The sequence below is a fragment of the Paraglaciecola mesophila genome (genome assembly GCF_009906955.1).
Lineage (GTDB): Bacteria > Pseudomonadota > Gammaproteobacteria > Enterobacterales > Alteromonadaceae > Paraglaciecola > Paraglaciecola mesophila_A.
Window position 1 is genome coordinate 4,307,538 of sequence record NZ_CP047656.1, and the last position, 17,803, is coordinate 4,325,340.

The window sequence follows — 17,803 nt, forward strand, 5'->3', positions numbered from 1 at the left end:
TTATGAAGAGTGAAACAGCCTTTCTTACAACTATTTTTCCTACTGATGAAAATTATATCTTTGAGTATTTTTCATCTCTGGCTAATCAGACATTTAAGAATTTTGATCTTATTTTAGTAAATGATGGTTTTAGGGAGTTGGATAAAATCAGGCGTATATTCCCTAGTTTAGCTATTTATGAATTGAAGTCTGCCGGCAACATAGCTAAAAATCGGGAGATAATGATTTCACACGCGCGAAAGGCGAACTATAAATTTGCTATATTTGGTGATTGTGATGACTACTTTTCTGATAATCGAATAGAAGTTACATTATCTAAATTGAAAAGCAATGATGTTGTGTTTAACCAAATAATCCCATTTGGACAGAATATCGATGAAGCTGAGGATTATTTTGGAGACCGGCTATTTGAAGGTGAGTCTATTGCCGCAGATGATATACTTGATAAAAATATACTTGGTTTTTCGAATACGGGAATAAATCTGAGTTGCCTTGATGATTTTACTGTCGACTTTCCCAATAATTTGGTAGCAGTGGATTGGTATTTCTTTTCTTTACTATTAGGACGAGGTAAAACAGCTTGTTATACCAAATTTTGTACGACGTTTTATAGGCAATACTCGGAAAATACTATTGGCTTTAAAACCATAGATAGCGAGGAACTACGCCATATTATAAAGGTGAAAATCGTCCATTTCACAACTCTGCTTTCCGATGATTCACGGTATAGAAAATGTTTAGAGGATATTAAACTTCTAGAAAAGTTCATTCTTACAAATGAAAGTAGCTATTTGAAGCAAGTAAACCAAATAACAAACCCGCTCTGGTGGGAACTTATAAATTTGACGGAATTTAAAAATGAAAATTACAAATAGTTTTGATTTAAAAAATAATTCAACACCCTATATTATAGCCGAATTAGGATCAAATCATAATGGAAATATGGAACTAGCTAAGAAATTAATTATCGAAGCGAAGGAAGCTGGTGCTAACTGTGTGAAATTTCAAAGTTGGTCAAAAGATTCAATCTTTGCAAAGAAGAAATATGAAGACAACTATTTTATAGCTGATGACTATCGAGATAGAACGGACTTTACTTTGGAGGAGATTGTCGAAGAATATTCAATTTCTGCTCAAGAGCTTTTAGAGATGAAAAAATTTGCCGATGAAGTCGGTATCGATTGCTCTTCAACTCCCTTTAACCAAGCCGAAGCAGACTTCCTAGTTGATGAGTTGCAATCTCCATTTATAAAAGTTGCATCGATGGATTTGAATAATCTTCCTTTTTTAGAATATTTGGCTAGAAAAAACTTGCCAATGATTATTTCTACGGGTCTTAGCGAACTACATGAGATAGATAAAGCAGTTAGAACAATTGAAGGTGCGGGAAACAATAACATTTGTATTCTACATTGTGTGTCGACGTATCCGCCTGTAGATAGTGATGTTAACTTAAACAATATTATAACCCTAGCTAAAGCTTACCCCGATTATCCAATTGGATTTTCTGACCACACTATAGGCACCGAAATTCCCTTAGCGTCAGTCGCACTTGGAGTTGCACTGATAGAAAAGCATTTTACTTTAGATAAAAACATGGAGGGCTGGGACCATAAAGTTTCAGCTACCAAGGATGAGTTAGCTATTATCGTTAATGGGGCTAGTCGAATTACAGAAGCATTAGGTGATTATCGAATAAGAGCCACTGAATCGGATGAAAAGAAAGCTGAGTTCAGACGAAGCATTGTTTTAACTCGTAGTTTCAAAGCAGGTGAAGTGATTACTCGTAATGATATAGACTATAAACGTCCCGGTGTCGGAATCAAACCGGAACTCTCTGAGTTTATCATTGGATTATCCGTAAATAAGGATTTAGAAGTAGATCATATATTAATGAAGAGTGACTTGACGTAAATGCTCGCTATAATCCCGGCTAGAGGAGGTTCTAAAGGCCTCCCTAAGAAAAATATTAAGCCATTACTTGGTAAACCATTAATTGCTCATACTATCGAGCAGGCGCTTAAGTCTCATAGTATAAGTAAAGTAGTTGTATCAACGGATGATCGAAATATCTACGAAGCAGGATTAACATATGGTGCGGAGGATACGTTTCTTAGGCCTAGTGCACTAGCAACAGATGACGCACATGCAATCGATAATTATTTGTATACGCTTAATCGTTTAGAGCGAGAATTTCATTATGATGTAAGTAATTTTATTGTACTTCAACCAACTTCTCCCTTACGTGATAGTCATGATATTGACTCTGCCATAGAACTTTTTTTCCGAAAAAAGGCGGATTCTGTAGTTAGTTATACAGAAGAAGATCACCCTATATCATGGCATAAATATATAAAGGAAGATGGTTCATTTGAAAACTTATTTTCTGAGAATATAGCTAATAGGCAGAATAACCAGAGTACTTATTATCCAAATGGGGCTATTTTCGTATTTAAACGCGAACTGATAGAGAAGAGAGAATATTACTCAAGTAATTCATTTGCTTATGTCATGGATAGAAAAAGCTCGGTTGATATTGATTCAATTGATGACTTCGAATACGCAGAATATTTAATGAGGAAACGAAGTGAGTAATACTTTTGTTCTTAAATGTGACAGTACATTTGAAATGGCAGTCGAGGCGATTGATAAAGGTGGTTTGGGTTTTATTGCAGTAGTTAACCCGGAGATGTTGCTAGTTGGAATTTTGACTGACGGCGATATACGTCGAGCTTTCTTAAAGAAAAGTTTCGACCTAAACAGTATCATTAACAAGAACCCGGAGGTCATGAATTATAGATCTTCAAAGGAAAGTATAATTTCACGATTAAAAACACTTCATCGTAGACACATGCCACTGGTCGATGAAAAAGGCTTGTATAAAGGGGTTTTTTCTTTTGATGATATAGAGTTTATTACGAGAGATAATGAAGTTGTTATAATGGCAGGGGGACTCGGAAGTAGACTAGGTGAGCTTACAAAAAGCACACCTAAACCTATGCTTGAAGTGGGCAATCAGCCGATGCTACAGCATCTAGTAGAGCTATTTAGAGAACAAGGTTTCTGTAAATTCATATTTTGTGTAAATTATAAAAAAGACGTTATTCAAAGCTACTTTAAAGATGGTGGTGATTTTGGTGTAAAAATTTCTTATGTAGAAGAAGAAGTCCGCATGGGAACAGCTGGTGCTTTAAGCCTAATTAATCAAGATTTTAATGCACCTTTTTTCGTCATCAATGCCGACATTTTAACAAATTTGGATTTTGTATCTTTACTGAATTTTCATGAGAAGATGGACGCTCCAGCGACAATGTGCGTTCGACAGTACCAAATCCAGATTCCTTACGGTGTTATTAGCAATAAAGGAGGGCATCTAAAATCAATTGATGAAAAACCTAATTTTACTTTTGATGTTAATGCAGGTATTTACTTATTAAGCCCCAACGTTACAAAATTTATTCCTAAGAACAAATTTTACGACATGCCTTCACTATTTGAGAGATTAATGTTAGAGGGATTGACCCCAGCGACTTTTGAAGTGAATGACTATTGGATCGATATTGGTAAGAGGGAAGACTTACTTCAAGCTAACGCCGATATGCAGCATTTAAAATAGATTTAAATCGTAGAGAATTATTAAATGTCAAACTTCTTATTTCCGATCGAAACAACGTCACGTGAGCTAGATCATAAAATTCTTATGGCTATTCTTGCAGCTAAAAAAAAACGTAAAGTCATTGTTGGTGATCAGCAACTCATTCGCAATCTTTCTTACTTTGTAAAAAATGGTGTCTTTTATGGAAAGCATCTTTTTGGAAAACCAATGTTTTCTGATGATGCCTACTATAAGCGCTTAAAGCGCCACGAATTTAACTTGGTACATCTAAATGAAGAGGGAGCTGTTTGGCCAGGAAATGAAGATGACTGGAAAATAATATTAGAACAAGCAGAGAGACCTTCAGTTTTAGAATCTAATGATTTCGTAGCTACTTGGGGGCAGTGGCAAGAAAAATTTAATAAAAATCGCGAGGTAACTAAAGCTACAGTTAAATGTACTGGGCATCCTCGTTTTGATTTATATAACAAGAAATACAATGATTATTTTTCCAACGAAACTACGGCATTAAAAAAAGAGTTTGGAGATTTCATTCTAGTCAACACAGCATTTTCTTATTCTAACAATGGTGAAAACGGCGTTAAATTTATATTTAAAAAAACATTATCTTATGATGCTAAAAACTCTGAGCATCGCAATTATAGATTCAAACGATGGAAAAATCAGATGTTTTCAATAGCATCGATTGTTGAGCTTGTTAATCATTTAGCTTTAATTTATCCAAATAAAAATATAGTGCTTCGCCCCCATCCTAGTGAGAATAGTAAATATTATGAAGAAATTTTTCAGGGTGTAAATAACGTACATGTTAAGTATGAAGGGCCCGTAACTCCTTGGTTGTTGGCGTGCAAGCTATTAATCCATAATGGGTGTACGACGGCCATAGAAGCGACTTTAGCCGGAAAGCCTGTAGTCAACTTTTCCAATGGAAGTACAGACGATTACGATGTATATCTTGCTAATATATGCGGTGTTACTTTGAATACGAATAAGCAAGTAACAGAGTTTATAGATAAAATTGAAACTGTTGAATATGAAGCTATTTTAAATGATCAAGAGAAAGCGCATTCACTTTTCGAAAATTTCCGAAGCATTGATACAGCGAACAATGTATTGAAGTTACTTGAAAAGGCAGACAAAGAAAAACATGAATCACGTGCAGTAGCAAATTTAACAATAATTAGCCTGTCGTTATTGCACAAGCTTTACTTATTCTCTAAATATTCCTATTTTATTTTCACGGGGCGCCGAGGAAATTATTTAGATTATAAAAAACGTTTTGAGTGCTTTGATAAAACCCAAATCGTCGAGAAGGTTTCCACGATGTCAAGGATACTAGGTTGCGACGTTAAAGTTACTTACTGTAGCAAGCAGGTGTTTGTTGTAGAAAGCAACTGATGATCCTGTCTAAAACTCCATTATATTACTTGATGGGCCTTTTTGCTGGCTTATTTATATGTAATCAAACTATAAAAACAGTCTTTAGGTTTGATCTCATCTACTTATATTTTTTTGTGCTAGTTTTTATCTCATCGCTTATATATATAGGAAAATTAATTAAAGGTGACGGAAAACTTAGTAAGCAAGTTTTTATATCTATTAGTTTTTTTTCTTCTATATTAATTTATGCATGTGTTTCTACTTATTACATTGAATCACCAAATTATACAAATTTATTTGAAATTCTCGCTTGCTTTATTCTTTTTTTTAGCGCGAGGTGTGTTAATAAAGATTCGCTTAAAGTTATTGTTTTTGTTGTCTTGTTATTTTCAGTTATTCAATCTTCAATGCTTATTTTAAATCGGTCTTATCTTTATAGTTCCGGTATTAATTATTTGCTTATGAGCTTTGTTGTAGCTCTTTCCACTTGCATCTGTGTTCCAGGAGTATTGCTAGCTAAGAGTATTAAAATTAAAATTCTTTTTATCGTAATAGCATTAATCAACTGGGTTGGACTATTATCGATGCAGTCACGGGCTGCTTTTATATTCGCTTTTTTTTACTTAATTATCTCCCCTTTATTTTTGTTGACGAACAAATCTAAAGCTATATACATTGCCACTTTATCTTTGCTTGGAATGTTAATTTTTTCCTACTTTTACAAAGAAATTATTGAGTTTTATCAAAATTCTGCTGTGTATGCTAGGATGTTCGATTTAATCTCAAATTTTGAAAATGAACCTAGGTTAGACGTCTACGGCCGTGTTTACAATTCGCTTGGAGAGTTTTATTTAACTGGGTATGGCCTCGGAGAGACTACGCCTAATCTTTATAAATATACTAAAGATAAGTACCCACATAACTTTATACTTGAATTTTGGACTGAGTTCGGATTTTTGGGGCTGTTTTTCTCTCTATGGCTTTTGTTTATAGGTGTCAAAAGTTGCTTTTTCCTGAATTTTAATAAATATTATAATGCTGTCGCAGTCACAATGTATTTGTTCTTTTTAATGAATTTTATGAAATCTTTTACAATTTATGATTCAGCAATATTGTTTTTTTTGACAGGGGTTATATGTACAAATATTAGAACTTCCTCTTCCTCTGCTAGTATATACTTAAAAGAGAGCGCTGCGTGATTGAGTACTTTGATGTAACAGTTGTGATACCTACTAGGAATAGAGCCTCCATGTTGATTAGGGCACTGAGGTCCATTAACGAACAAACCGTCATTCCAAAGCAAGTTGTTGTTATCGACGATAATTCCGATTTACCTCTAGACAAAAATTTCTTTGATATCTTTTCTAACCTACAGGTCGATTATATTTATAATGTTCAAAGCATAGGTGGGTCGGCAACCAGAAACTTAGGCCTGAAAAAAGCTAATACTAATTACGTATCTTTTTTGGATGATGATGACGCGTGGAGCCCAGATTATTTGAGGAATGTGAAGTTAGTTGCTGATTCTATTGGCGACAGACCTGCAGGATTTTATTCATCAAAAACATTTGTTTTATCAAATTCGTTACAACATGTCCTCAAGAAGAATATCGCGAATAGACATGTAGTTTTAGAAGATTTACTGTGTGGAAATATCATTGGCGGGACATCTTCTGTAACATTAAATAGGCTAGCACTAGAGAGAGTTAATGGGTTTGATGAGAATTTACCCGCTCTACAGGATTACGATTTTTGGTTGGCTCTAGCTTTAGCAGGTGTTAGTTTCTACCCAAGCGAGAATTCCCATATGATCTACACTATTAACGTAAACCATGGTCAAATAAGTAGTAACTTTAATAATCACATTCGAGCCTCTCAAATTATTAAAAGCAAATTATTAGGCCGTATACCGACGAAATCTTGCGCTAAATTACACGCGTCTCTTGATTATAGCGTTGCGAAAGCAGTTCATCGAAGAAATTATATAAAGTCGCTACCGATGATATTTCGTATGCTTGTTAAACATCGCAGAGCTAAAGGTGTGCTGTTGTTAATACCTTACCACGCGATGAATTTCTTTGGGATATATTCGACGTGAAACTTTCATTAGTTTCAAATTTAATTAAAAAAGTAACTAATGGAAATAAGATGCATGCAGTGCTTCTTTCTAATAGTGCAATTACTTTTTTTTTCAAATTAGTATCATCGGTCATAAGTTTTTTTTTACTAGCTCTTATAACAAAAAGCTTAGGTGCAGAACTTTCAGGGTATTACTTTTTATTTATCGCTACTCTTTTGTTTCTTAATTCGATATCTTCGCTTGGAATGAATAATATTCTGGTAAAGCTAATTGCTGTTAATCTCGATTATTCAAAGCAGAGCTCAATCTTTTTCGTTTTATTAAAATATATTCTGATTTCGTCGTTTTTAGTGTCAGTTGTTTTAATATTGTATAAGCTCATCTTAGGTTTTAGTTTTTTTAGTGGTGGGAGAATTAGTGAATACTTGGTACTCCTTGCTATTGTTCTGCCTGCATACTCTCTAAAGTTGCTTTTTTCATCATATTATCAAGCCAAAAATAGAGTGTTTTTGTCTATGTTCTCTTTTGGTTTAGGGTATCAATGTTTACTCTTTTTACTTCTTGTAGTTCTTGAACCCACAAGTGTAAGAGACGTATTGTTACTTTTTGTGTTATCAGTATATATAATTCTTATTTTTATTTTTTTTATTTTTCTACGTGACTCTCATTTAGTCAAAGTAAACCAAGGATTTCGCGAAACGTTTACGATGTCCTTCCCTCTTCTCGTTTCGCAGGTTGTAAGCCAGATGTCTATATTTGTCGTTCAATTCATTTTAGCTGAATATTCTAGCCCAACTGATTTAAGCTATTTTTCGGTATGCCAAAGGATTTCTATACTGTTAAGTTTTCTTGTAATAGCAATTAATCGTGTTATCTCACCTATGTTCGCTAAAGTTTGTGATAAAAAAAGCACCGAAGAATTGCAAAGCTTAATTATTTTTTCAAATCGTTTACTTTTTATGTTTTCTTTTCCTTTATTTACTTTAATTATTGTTTTTGGTGAAAATATACTAGAGCTTTTCGGTCCTCAGTTTATTGATGCGTATCCCACGCTTTTAGTCATATTGTCCGCACAGTTCTTAGCTTCTTTAATAGGTACAATGAATTTTTTATTGCAAATGAGTGGGCATCAGAAACAATTTTCGTTGTCTGTAATATATTGTTCATTATTTAGTTTTCTCTTAGCTATAATTTTGATACCTAACTTTGGCTTATCGGGGGCAGCTTTGACTACGTTTGTTTCATTAACATCTGTTAGTTTAGTTTCCTGTTTTGTTGTGCTTAGAAAGCTTAAGGTTAACCCGTTTAAGATTTATTAAAAATTTATGACTAAACTCTCGCCTAATGCAGTTTTTATGAGTTTTACGTCAATGATAATCTATAGAGAAAACCAAAATAGCAGTGGATAGTACTTGGGGATAGAATTACAACAATTTAAGTTTTTTATTGATAAGGTTGACGTTGCTTCTGTATAAACGTCAACCTGTTTTAATAATAGTTGTGAGATTTTTGACGTTTTGTCATCTGAAAACGAAAGTGCTCACAAATCTTATAATATTAAGCTTTTTAGAGTTTCCTTGAAAATTTTTGGTGTCAGGCTTTTGAAACATCTGCTGTTAGCAAAGTCAAAGGGTTTAAGGTACACATGTTATCTGTAATAAAAATATACCTGAAAAAGGGGTTTTAATATGGCGTCGAAAGGCTTTATGGACATTGGTGCCGACGTGGCGATAATCATGTCAGTATACATTAATGATAAGTTACCAGAAGTTAAACTTGCCGTAGATAGCATACTTGATCAAAGCTACCCATGCGACCTTTTTGTTATAGCTGATGGCCCGATTCAAAGTGACATAGATGTTTATTTCTCCCAGTTAATAGAAGAGCGAACCTGTTCCAAAGAAGGACGGTTCAATTTTACACGTAGAGCTGAGAATAAAGGGCTTGCTGAGTCTTTGAATGAATTAATTGATACCGTTCTTGGTAATAAAGTTGGTTATAAATATATCGGGCGTATGGATGCGGATGATATTTCGGAGCTTAACAGAGTTGCAATGCAGGTAGAGTGTCTGGAAAAAAATACAGCTATTGATGTGTTAGGCACTGGATGTAGAGAATTTTCTTCGTCAAGCTCTGAACTGTTTGAAAAGACATTGCCGAAAGATAATTCAATTTTAAAGAGAGATATAATTAAGAGGTGCCCGTTTATTCATCCGTCAGTTATGTTCCGTTCCGCCATATTCGAAGATGGAGTAAGGTACCCAATCGATACCAAACTAACAGAGGATTATGCGCTTTGGGTCGAGTTAGCTGCAAGGGGGTATGGCTTCGGAAATATTCCTGATTTTTTGATTAGGTATCGATTCGAAGACTCCGTACTTAAACGTCGTAAAGGGCTGGCTAAAGCAAATTCAGAGTTTTTAGCTAGATTAGATGCGATGGAAAAGCTAGATTGCCGAACAGTTAGAAATGTATTTTTTGCGTTTGGAATATGGGGGTTACGGTTGCTTCCGACAGGTGTTGCACGTATCGCTTATCAAATTTTGAGGTAACTCCTGTTAGAGCGACGATTTGGTGGTTAAAATATTCATTTGTAAAGGGGCTATTTCACTAAATAGGCGCTTTATTGTTGGACTTGTTTAACGTTTACCTTTCAAGTAAATAAACTGATTAATAACGCCTAGCACCAAACACCGTTTTTAACGTTAAGTTAACTTGTACTACTACTGCCATGTCGGAAATTAAGGTTGAAAGTTGTACTGATCATCAGAGATACACTAGTTTATTCACAAGTGTTTTTGATGAGTAATATATTTCCACATCTTCGTAGTGATTCCTTCATAAATTGCATGCTACAATAGTCGAAGAATATTTTTGGAGATATACAATGGATTTTATATCTGGGGATTACAACTCAGTGTTTGTGTGGGCGTTCGCTGTAGCCTGTTTGTCTATTGTAGGTTTGCGGCCGTTAGCTGCCAATATCGGGTTAGTGGATAGGCCGTGTGAGCGTAAGCGTCATTTAGGGGAAATTCCATTAATCGGCGGTATCGCGATCTATTTTACTGTCTTGATTGTGTCGCAGGTATTTTTACCTGAGTCACAGCTGGTTAATCTGTATATGATTTCTTGCTCGTTCATGGTGTTAATTGGCGCGTTGGATGACTTTTACGATGTGAGCGCAAAAGTGCGTTTGGTTGCTCAGCTGTTGATCGCGTCGATTTTAGTGCTTGGGGCAGGGCATGCGCTTTATGATATGGGTGACTTGCTTGGTTTTGGTAATGTCAATTTGGGTATTTTTGCCTTACCTGTAACGTTACTCGCTGTGGCGACTGCGATTAATGCGTTCAACATGACTGATGGTATTGATGGCTTAGTTGGCGTGTTAGGTGTCGTGACTTTTAGCAGTTTATGTGTGCTATTTTACTGGGCAAATAACGTCGATTTATTCACTATTTCGGCCATTTTTGTTGCAGCATTATCGGCCTTTTTATTGTTCAACTTAGGCGGACTTAGGCAGTTCTTCGGTAAAATTTTCATGGGCGATGCGGGTAGCATGATGATCGGCCTCAGTGTCATTTGGCTTTTGGTGCTAGGCACCCAGGACGGCACGGCAAGCTTTAGGCCCGTCACTGCGCTGTGGATTATTGCGGTACCTTTAATGGATATGTTTGCCGTGATGCACCGCCGAGTGAAAAAAGGTAAATCACCCTTATCTGCAGACCGTGATCATTTACATCATATATTTATGCGTTTTGGTTTCTCATCGGTACAAGCTCTGTTTACCATTGGCTCTATTGCTATGTTAATGGCCGGGTTTGGTTTAGCGGGTGAGTATTACGGTATACCTGAAGTGGTAATGCTAGGTTTATTTATTGGGATATTTGTCTTATATGATTACTCCTTTATTCATGTGTGGAAGATGTCTCGCTTTTTCAGACGCAGTACAAACTAAGTAATGTTAGTTATAGTTTTCCTAGATTTAACTAACTAATTCATTCCTGTATGATTTTTTAAGCCCTTCGTCTTTGACTTAGGGCTTTTTTATTGGCATTGCATTAGCGATTTGGGCATGAATGCTTTTACCCATCGAAATTGAGCTGACTCACCTCCTAGAAGCATCTGAACTGCTAAACAAGGACGATGCTTAGAGCGCTCTTTTATAGCGCGCAATTTCGGCGCAAGGCTCAAACTATTCCTCCGTGATTTCTCTTGTGATGTTCATTTACCCTCACTTGCTGTTTATTTGTAAGACATAATTTCGAGATGCCACTTTTGTATCCACGTGGCTGAATACCAACTGTTATTTGGCACGCACTCGAAGCTTGGCTTAATACCAATTCCATTAAATAATTAACCACTCAGCGAAAATTTAAAAGGACTTAATCAAGACGCTTAAATGAAGTAATAGTGGTGCTTTTTCGAGTTTGAGCAACGCAGAGTAAGTCCTTTTAAATTCGCCCAAAGGGAATTCCCCAGCGGGTTTTGCACTACGTTCTCGGTATTTGAAAGGGAACAACCATTACTACACACCGACGCCTTGTTCAAAACCCGCTGGATGAACTCTGAGAGGCCAATTATTTAATGGATTTGGTATAATTGGTCAGGTGATTTGGGGAATACGTTATTTGTCGGTTGGAATTGGTACTAGAGGGGAACGGAATGAGAACAACCAGCAGTCTCTATGTTAGGAGTGAGAGTTTTCTAATTAAAATAACGTGAACAGTCAGCTGCTGGCTAGCGGCTTACTGTTCACGTGATGATGGTTGTTTTGTTAGCCCTTATTTAAAGGGCTAACAAGTTAAGTTTAATGCTCTTTCTTATTGCTTAACCTGAGTTTACGCCTGAACATTATCTTGAAAATGGCGAGCGCTCGCTGGTTGTGCCGTACAAAGTAACAGGACGTACCAATGGCTGGCCACCGTCACGGGCAATCGGGATCCAGGGTAAGCGCCCCCGACCTTTAGATGATTTAAGTGAAAATAGATCAAAGGGTATTGATAAGTAAAAGCCCTTGGTAAAGCTACCTTCGCCGTATTCATCTGCGCTTACATCAGTAAATGCTGCAAATGCCCCGACTACTATGCCGCTATCGAAGCGCTTAGCAAAATCAACCGTCACGCCTTTGTCTTTAGCTAGGTATTGGCCAATATTAAAGGTCAGTTGTGTGTCAGGTAAAAAGCTAGGTTGCCAGTAAATATTGGCATGGCCAGTGAGCACTTTGTAATCGAAAAAGGCAAAGTCATCTTCCCAAGAGCGTTGCTGCACGTAGTTGATGTCAAAACCAAACGCGAGGTTGCTGTCGACGGGCCGATAAAGTAATTCAGCTCCTACACCACCGTACATGGCTTCTAAATAACCACCATACACCTGTGCATACAAGTTGGGGGCGATTCGGTCATTCCAGTGTAAATAGAGGTTTTCCATGGTGACAGTTCTGTCTGACACATATTCCCTGGCATTGGTGCGTACACGAGGCAAGGTGCTGTTAGCACTGTCCGTGGTAAAGTTAAACTTATCGAAATTCTCGAATATATTGACTTTTATCGTACCTGCAACGCTGGTTTTACCATTAAAACTGTAACCACCATTGGCCAGAATGCCTGCTTGGTAAAGATAGAAATCTTCTGGGTTGCCAAAGGTTTGTACCCAAAAAGTTTCAATACCGGTAAAAAAGCCTGTGGTATTCGCTGGATCATAGTTGGCGAGCGTGTCGCTTTGTATGTCTTGGCGCTGGTAGGTGCTTTTTATATCTGGGGTTACGGTTTCGTAACGTGCTTCGCGTTTAAACGCCTCTGCATCTACTTGAGTTTGCACTAAGGGCACAGAGCCATTGGTGTTCACTACCTTGTACTGTTTTATACTCTCAGGCAGCTCTGATGCCATTATACGGCCCATGCGCTCGATGCCGACGTCACTGTCTCGATAACTAATTTGCTGTCCATAAACGGTGACCTGCTCTTCGCTTATGTCGCTGTCAGTGGTAATAAAACCGGCCTGGCTGAATAAGTCGCGGTTCATGCGCGCTAGGTTAATGTCTTCTATCGAGCTTGCTTTAGGTTTCGAGCTTAGCTCTCGAGGTGGCTCGTCAAACTTTAGCTGGCTAATTTGATGCAGGTTAAAGTTGTAGCTCACCCCAAAACCGATGGTGTTACCACGCTGGTAATTCACACTGAAGTCAAAATTATTCCAGCGATAATTAGCACCGAAATTCCAGTTGCTGTCTTGCTCAAGTGCTCCGGCGCGATCATTGACGTAATTGTTGCCTTCATACTCTACTTTGAGGCGTAATGGCTCCCACGGCGTCTGGTACTCAATACCACCAAACAGTGACGAAGGCCCCTTAAAAAAACGTTGGTAGTCAATTTTGCCACCATTGCCGGTAAACCCGCCTGGGCGGTCGCAAAAACTGTCGGTCAGGTCGCAAAATGGATTAGACACATTACCGTCTGTGCCCAAATAGCCCCAGCCCATATTAAGGTGAACGTTTACTGGGCCCACTTGTTTACTCAGGCCGATAAACTCACTTTCGAAAAAGCCGGTACCACCAAAATCTCGAAAGCCGACCGATAATTCAGGCATGTAGTAGCTTTCTTTTAGTAAGCGGAATTTAGCGTCAATGCCTTTGTCTTTTAAGGTTTGGTCGCCACTGAAGCCAGGGAAGGGGCTATAAAGTCGAGTGCGTACGTCAGTGTAACGCACAGTAGCCTGCATCCATGGAAATAGCTGCAAGGTGGCTGACCAAAAGCGATACTCATCGTTATCAGTGTAACTGACCCGTAAGTCGCCTTCGGTTAACATACGTGACGTGGGCGTTTGAATGAGGCCAGTACCGCCGTGCACCATAAGCGAGCTGCCCACGGGGGAAATATTCCAGTCGTTGTAGTCTGATTCTTGCTGCGCGTAGCTACTTAAACAGGTTAACGAAGATGCGAGTGTCAGCCAGGTAATTTTCATAGATTTTTTCGGTTTTGTTTCTGTCATTTTAGCCATTACAGCAGCCTATTGTTTGCTAAAGACACAACAAGGTCGTTGACTTCTGCTAGTTCAGGGTGGAATAAAGAGGTATTAAAAGGCACAAATAGCAGGCTGCCAGGCATGACCTCTTGGTGTTGCTTGTTCCAGTAGGCGGTGGGGGCAAAAATAACCCGCCCATCAGCTTGGATCACATACACATAATCCTGATTGGCTTTATCGATACGTATATTCGCTGGTACGTACTGGCTTACATCTTGATAGGCCTGATGGGCCACAACTCGCGTCTGATTTACCGCTCCGGTAATAAACACCTGCGTTGAACGGGGCTTGGCGCTCAAGGTGTAGTCGCCTTCGGTTAATAGTGGGTTATTAGGTGGTTGTATACGTGCCAGGTCAAGGTCAATTTTTATGGGGGAACGCTTACCTAATTGCCAGCTATTAACGACCTGCGTGAGTTGATCGATTGCGCTGAGCAGGGCGCGATCATCATTCGCAAAGCGTTGGTGCAACCTGGTAAGTTTTTCTAACAAGCGTCGGCGCTGTGCTTTAAGAGGCGCTATCTTGCTCTCTTGTGTTTCATATAGGGCTGCTGCAGGCCAATAAATGCGACTGATATCATCATTGCTAAAACCAGAAACCGTGTGGCTTGAGCTGTCTTTTACTGAGCGCATTAATGGTGCTAGTGCTTCTGTTAATCGCAGTGCCTGCGGGTATGCTTGGGTGTGGTTTTGCCAGGTTAGGGTTACTTGGGCATGCAAAGCACTGGTAAACATGCATAGGTTTAGCAGGGTTATTTTAATAAGCTTATTCATGACTACATACTTCTTAATGGGCTAAACGGGCGATGCGGCTTAAATACACGAACTCTACTGGCTCACTAATGGGCGACAGCGTTTGAATGCTTTTGACCAAAGCCCCGGTTTTTTGATCAAACCAGTAATGATTTTGCCAGCTTTGATTAAAACGCAGGTAATCTGATGGGGCCTGATAACTCAACGTCTCTACGTAATGATAGGTTTGAATAGGTTTACTCAATAGGGTTAGTGTTTCGTTTTCTGGAGCCGTGAAACGGGATTCAATTGGATGACCGTATTCGTCTCCGGACCAATCTGTCGTGTACCGCCATTGGCTGCTATTTTTGCTAGCGCTACTGGCGATGCGTTTAAGTGGATCCTCTTGGCTATTACCTAAGTAAAGTAAGTCTTTATTAAGCCCTAAAGTGCGTACAACTCGGCCTTGTTCCATGACAAACATGGCGTTGTCACCTGATACCCATTTATGCCTACCGTTCTCGAGGTAGGCGAGCGCCATAATAGCTTTGGGTCTATCACCTCGCTGCACTGACATTACATCTATTTTCGACTCGGCCACTTGGGCTAATGTCATGGCGGCATCTTTAGGCTCTGAAAATGCGATTTTTAGGGTGTCGTAATAGGCGTGATACGTGCCGCTACAACTGGTCGTAGCAATAGCCACAAAAATGGCAAACGCAATTGTTTTGATGGTCATGGGTGGGCGTATGTCCGAATTAGATCATTAAGCGAGGTATGTTAACTAAAATTAAAGTCTTAACAATAAAAAAGCCGCCAAAAGGCGGCTTTTAACAACAAATACAACTTATAAAGAAGTCGTTGTTGCAGTAACAGTGACTGGAGTCGTTACTGTGCTAGTTACAGACGTTGTAACTGTTGAAGTGACTGTAGTAGTGGTCGAAGGTACACATTCACCGTCTACTAGCGTTTCGCCTTCGCCACACGTAGGGTCGCCGCCATCATCAACATTGTTTGAGTTACCACGGTTGTTAGACACAATTGCACCAGCAATAGCTAGGCCAACTGCACCGGCAGCGATAGTACCTACACCAACACCACCCACTGTAGCGCTAGATGATTCAGAACCACCCGCATTTTCTTGTGCGATTACTGGGTTACCAGCAAGTGCTAGTGCTGCTGTTGCAGCCATAAGAATCTTTTTCATAATACATCCCTTCATGTTAAGTAGAAATCAAGACTGCTTCGATTCTAATGGAATAATTTACTGACCTCAATAGGTGTAGATAAAACAATCATTAAATTCTTGGGTAAGCAGCATAAAACACGGATATGAGGCCATTTGAAAATATCTCAACAGCCTATATTTTTAGCGGAGTTAATGACAGCTGACTCGTGTTTCGTTTGCGAAGAGGGGCGTTAATTGTTTTCTTTTTTTATAAGCATTCCCAAATGCACTCAATAAAGGCTAAAATGCAATATTAGTCGCGAAAAAAAGACAGCTGAAAGGGCTCGCTGGTCTGCAAGTGCGTGGTTTGCGCTTAGGCATTGAAATTGCTTATGCTGATTGGATCAAATGTTTGTCATAATTGGGCGTTAGTATCTGCCTGCAATTAAAATTTAAGGAATAGTATTTCGATGAAAGTTACAGTATTTGGGATTGGTTATGTTGGTTTAGTCCAAGCTGCGGTTATGGCTGAAGTGGGTCACGATGTGGTTTGTATTGATGTAGATCAAAATAAGGTCGACAGATTAAAGCAAGGACACATACCCATCTATGAGCCAGGCTTAACGCCTTTGGTGAAAAGTAACTATGAAGCGGGCCGAGTTGACTTCACCACTGACGCCGCACGCGGTGTAGAGCACGGCGATGTGATTTTTATCGCTGTTGGTACCCCACCAGATGAAGACGGCTCAGCGGATTTAAAATATGTGTTGTCTGTGGCGAAAACAATCGCTGAACATATGGACTCGCACAAAATCATTATTAACAAGTCAACTGTTCCAGTAGGAACCGCTGACAAGGTAAATGCCAAAGTGACAGAGACCCTAGAATCACTTGGTAAGAGCGTTACATTCGATGTGGTGTCTAACCCTGAGTTCTTAAAAGAAGGGGCCGCGGTGAATGACTGTATGCGCCCTGATCGCATCATCATAGGTACGCAGAGTGAATCAGCTGAGAAAAAACTCCGCGAGCTTTATTCACCGTTTAACCGCAACCATGACAAAATTATTGTGATGGATATTAAAAGCGCAGAGCTAACCAAGTATGCAGCTAACTGTATGCTAGCAACAAAAATTAGCTTCATGAATGAAATGTCTAACTTGGCCGAACTAATGGGCGCAGATATTGAAAATGTGCGTCGTGGTATCGGCTCAGACCCACGTATCGGCTACCAGTTTATCTACCCTGGTTGTGGTTACGGCGGTTCATGTTTCCCTAAAGATGTTCAAGCACTTGTACGCAGTGCAACAGGGGTTGGCTACACAGCGAAAGTATTAGAAGCGGTAGAAGAAGTTAACTACGCACAAAAAGAAAAGTTATTCGAATACATCATGCGCCACTTCGGCGGTGATGTGAAAGGCAAGACAGTCGCAATCTGGGGCTTGTCATTTAAACCTAACACCGATGATATGCGTGAGGCATCAAGCCGTGTATTAATGGAAAACTTGTGGAAAGCCGGCGCTAAGGTCAAAGCATATGATCCTGAAGCAATGGAAGAAACGCAGCGTATTTACGGTAGCCGTGACGATTTAGAGTTAGTTGGTACTAAGGAATCAGCCCTTAATGGTGCTGACTTCTTGGTTATTTGTACTGAATGGCAAGCATTCCGTGCACCAGATTTTGAATTAATCAAAGAGAAGCTTTCGACCCCATTGATTTTCGATGGACGGAATTTATTTGAGCCCAACATGATGTTGGAATACGGCTTGCATTACTATGCAATAGGTCGTGGATTATCAGTAAAAGGACAATAA

The 17,803-nt window shown here is 38.8% G+C and carries 15 protein-coding genes; 11 read left to right on the top strand and 4 right to left on the bottom strand.

Annotation, left to right across the window (positions count from 1 at the left end; translation table 11 throughout):
• Positions 1 to 2: 2 nt before the first annotated feature.
• From FX988_RS18300 to wecA, 10 genes are all read left to right on the top strand, one after another.
• Positions 3 to 875 (top strand): glycosyltransferase, encoded by an 873-nt coding sequence (locus tag FX988_RS18300; protein ID WP_160181524.1) that lies wholly within the window; start codon positions 3 to 5, stop codon positions 873 to 875.
• The gene (locus FX988_RS18305; protein ID WP_160181525.1) at positions 859 to 1,914 is read left to right on the top strand and encodes an N-acetylneuraminate synthase family protein; all 1,056 of its coding nucleotides are present in this window, start codon (positions 859 to 861) and stop codon (positions 1,912 to 1,914) included. Before FX988_RS18300 ends, FX988_RS18305 begins: the two co-directional genes overlap by 17 nt.
• A complete protein-coding gene (locus FX988_RS18310) occupies positions 1,915 to 2,595 on the top strand; it encodes a cytidylyltransferase domain-containing protein (protein WP_160181526.1) in 681 nt (226 codons plus the stop codon). It abuts the gene before it with no gap.
• Positions 2,588 to 3,616: a nucleotidyltransferase family protein gene (locus FX988_RS18315; RefSeq protein ID WP_160181527.1), complete on the top strand. Its 1,029-nt coding sequence runs from the start codon at positions 2,588 to 2,590 to the stop codon at positions 3,614 to 3,616. The genes FX988_RS18310 and FX988_RS18315 overlap by 8 nt, the downstream gene beginning before the upstream one ends.
• A gap of 24 nt (positions 3,617 to 3,640) precedes the next feature.
• Positions 3,641 to 5,014 (top strand): surface carbohydrate biosynthesis protein, encoded by a 1,374-nt coding sequence (locus FX988_RS18320; protein ID WP_160181528.1) that lies wholly within the window; start codon positions 3,641 to 3,643, stop codon positions 5,012 to 5,014.
• Positions 5,014 to 6,195, top strand: a complete 1,182-nt coding sequence (locus FX988_RS18325; RefSeq protein ID WP_160181529.1) for an O-antigen ligase family protein — start codon at positions 5,014 to 5,016, stop codon at positions 6,193 to 6,195. Before FX988_RS18320 ends, FX988_RS18325 begins: the two co-directional genes overlap by 1 nt.
• A 50-nt stretch (positions 6,196 to 6,245) precedes the next feature.
• Positions 6,246 to 7,094, top strand: a complete 849-nt coding sequence (locus FX988_RS18330; protein ID WP_160181530.1) for a glycosyltransferase family 2 protein — start codon at positions 6,246 to 6,248, stop codon at positions 7,092 to 7,094.
• Positions 7,091 to 8,395: a lipopolysaccharide biosynthesis protein gene (locus FX988_RS18335; RefSeq protein ID WP_160181531.1), complete on the top strand. Its 1,305-nt coding sequence runs from the start codon at positions 7,091 to 7,093 to the stop codon at positions 8,393 to 8,395. Before FX988_RS18330 ends, FX988_RS18335 begins: the two co-directional genes overlap by 4 nt.
• A gap of 369 nt (positions 8,396 to 8,764) precedes the next feature.
• Positions 8,765 to 9,628, top strand: coding sequence for a glycosyltransferase (locus FX988_RS18340; RefSeq protein ID WP_160181532.1), 864 nt, complete (start codon positions 8,765 to 8,767; stop codon positions 9,626 to 9,628).
• A gap of 335 nt (positions 9,629 to 9,963) precedes the next feature.
• Complete coding sequence (gene wecA, locus FX988_RS18345; protein WP_160181533.1) at positions 9,964 to 11,031, top strand: UDP-N-acetylglucosamine--undecaprenyl-phosphate N-acetylglucosaminephosphotransferase; 1,068 nt, start codon at positions 9,964 to 9,966, stop codon at positions 11,029 to 11,031.
• Positions 11,032 to 11,927: 896 nt separating this feature from the next.
• On the opposite strand, the gene FX988_RS18350 is transcribed toward wecA, so the two are convergent.
• From FX988_RS18350 to FX988_RS18365, 4 genes are all read right to left on the bottom strand, one after another.
• A complete protein-coding gene (locus FX988_RS18350; protein ID WP_160181534.1) occupies positions 11,928 to 14,069 on the bottom strand; it encodes a YjbH domain-containing protein in 2,142 nt (713 codons plus the stop codon).
• Entirely contained in the window at positions 14,069 to 14,866 is a 798-nt protein-coding gene (locus tag FX988_RS18355) for a capsule biosynthesis GfcC family protein (protein ID WP_160181535.1), read from the bottom strand. The genes FX988_RS18350 and FX988_RS18355 overlap by 1 nt, the downstream gene beginning before the upstream one ends.
• Before the next feature lie 13 nt (positions 14,867 to 14,879).
• Complete coding sequence (locus FX988_RS18360; RefSeq protein WP_160181536.1) at positions 14,880 to 15,563, bottom strand: YjbF family lipoprotein; 684 nt, start codon at positions 15,561 to 15,563, stop codon at positions 14,880 to 14,882.
• 108 nt (positions 15,564 to 15,671) lie between these two features.
• Entirely contained in the window at positions 15,672 to 16,031 is a 360-nt protein-coding gene (locus tag FX988_RS18365; RefSeq protein WP_160181537.1) for a hypothetical protein, read from the bottom strand.
• Positions 16,032 to 16,462: 431 nt separating this feature from the next.
• Here FX988_RS18365 and FX988_RS18370 point away from each other — a divergent pair, with 431 nt between their 5' ends.
• The gene (locus FX988_RS18370) at positions 16,463 to 17,803 is read left to right on the top strand and encodes a UDP-glucose dehydrogenase family protein (RefSeq protein WP_160181538.1); all 1,341 of its coding nucleotides are present in this window, start codon (positions 16,463 to 16,465) and stop codon (positions 17,801 to 17,803) included.

Excerpts from the sequence above, each read along its gene's own strand:
- FX988_RS18300 (WP_160181524.1), top strand. The coding sequence starts at position 3 with ATGAAGAGTGAAACAGCCTTTCTTACAACTATTTTTCCTACTGATGAA.
- FX988_RS18305 (WP_160181525.1), top strand. The coding sequence starts at position 859 with ATGAAAATTACAAATAGTTTTGATTTAAAAAATAATTCAACACCCTAT.
- FX988_RS18310 (WP_160181526.1), top strand. The coding sequence starts at position 1,915 with ATGCTCGCTATAATCCCGGCTAGAGGAGGTTCTAAAGGCCTCCCTAAG.
- FX988_RS18320 (WP_160181528.1), top strand. The coding sequence starts at position 3,641 with ATGTCAAACTTCTTATTTCCGATCGAAACAACGTCACGTGAGCTAGAT.
- FX988_RS18325 (WP_160181529.1), top strand. The coding sequence starts at position 5,014 with ATGATCCTGTCTAAAACTCCATTATATTACTTGATGGGCCTTTTTGCT.
- FX988_RS18330 (WP_160181530.1), top strand. The coding sequence starts at position 6,246 with ATGTTGATTAGGGCACTGAGGTCCATTAACGAACAAACCGTCATTCCA.
- FX988_RS18340 (WP_160181532.1), top strand. The coding sequence starts at position 8,765 with ATGGCGTCGAAAGGCTTTATGGACATTGGTGCCGACGTGGCGATAATC.
- wecA (WP_160181533.1), top strand. The coding sequence starts at position 9,964 with ATGGATTTTATATCTGGGGATTACAACTCAGTGTTTGTGTGGGCGTTC.
- FX988_RS18350 (WP_160181534.1), bottom strand. The coding sequence starts at position 14,069 with ATGGCTAAAATGACAGAAACAAAACCGAAAAAATCTATGAAAATTACC.
- FX988_RS18355 (WP_160181535.1), bottom strand. The coding sequence starts at position 14,866 with ATGAATAAGCTTATTAAAATAACCCTGCTAAACCTATGCATGTTTACC.
- FX988_RS18360 (WP_160181536.1), bottom strand. The coding sequence starts at position 15,563 with ATGACCATCAAAACAATTGCGTTTGCCATTTTTGTGGCTATTGCTACG.
- FX988_RS18365 (WP_160181537.1), bottom strand. The coding sequence starts at position 16,031 with ATGAAAAAGATTCTTATGGCTGCAACAGCAGCACTAGCACTTGCTGGT.
- FX988_RS18370 (WP_160181538.1), top strand. The coding sequence starts at position 16,463 with ATGAAAGTTACAGTATTTGGGATTGGTTATGTTGGTTTAGTCCAAGCT.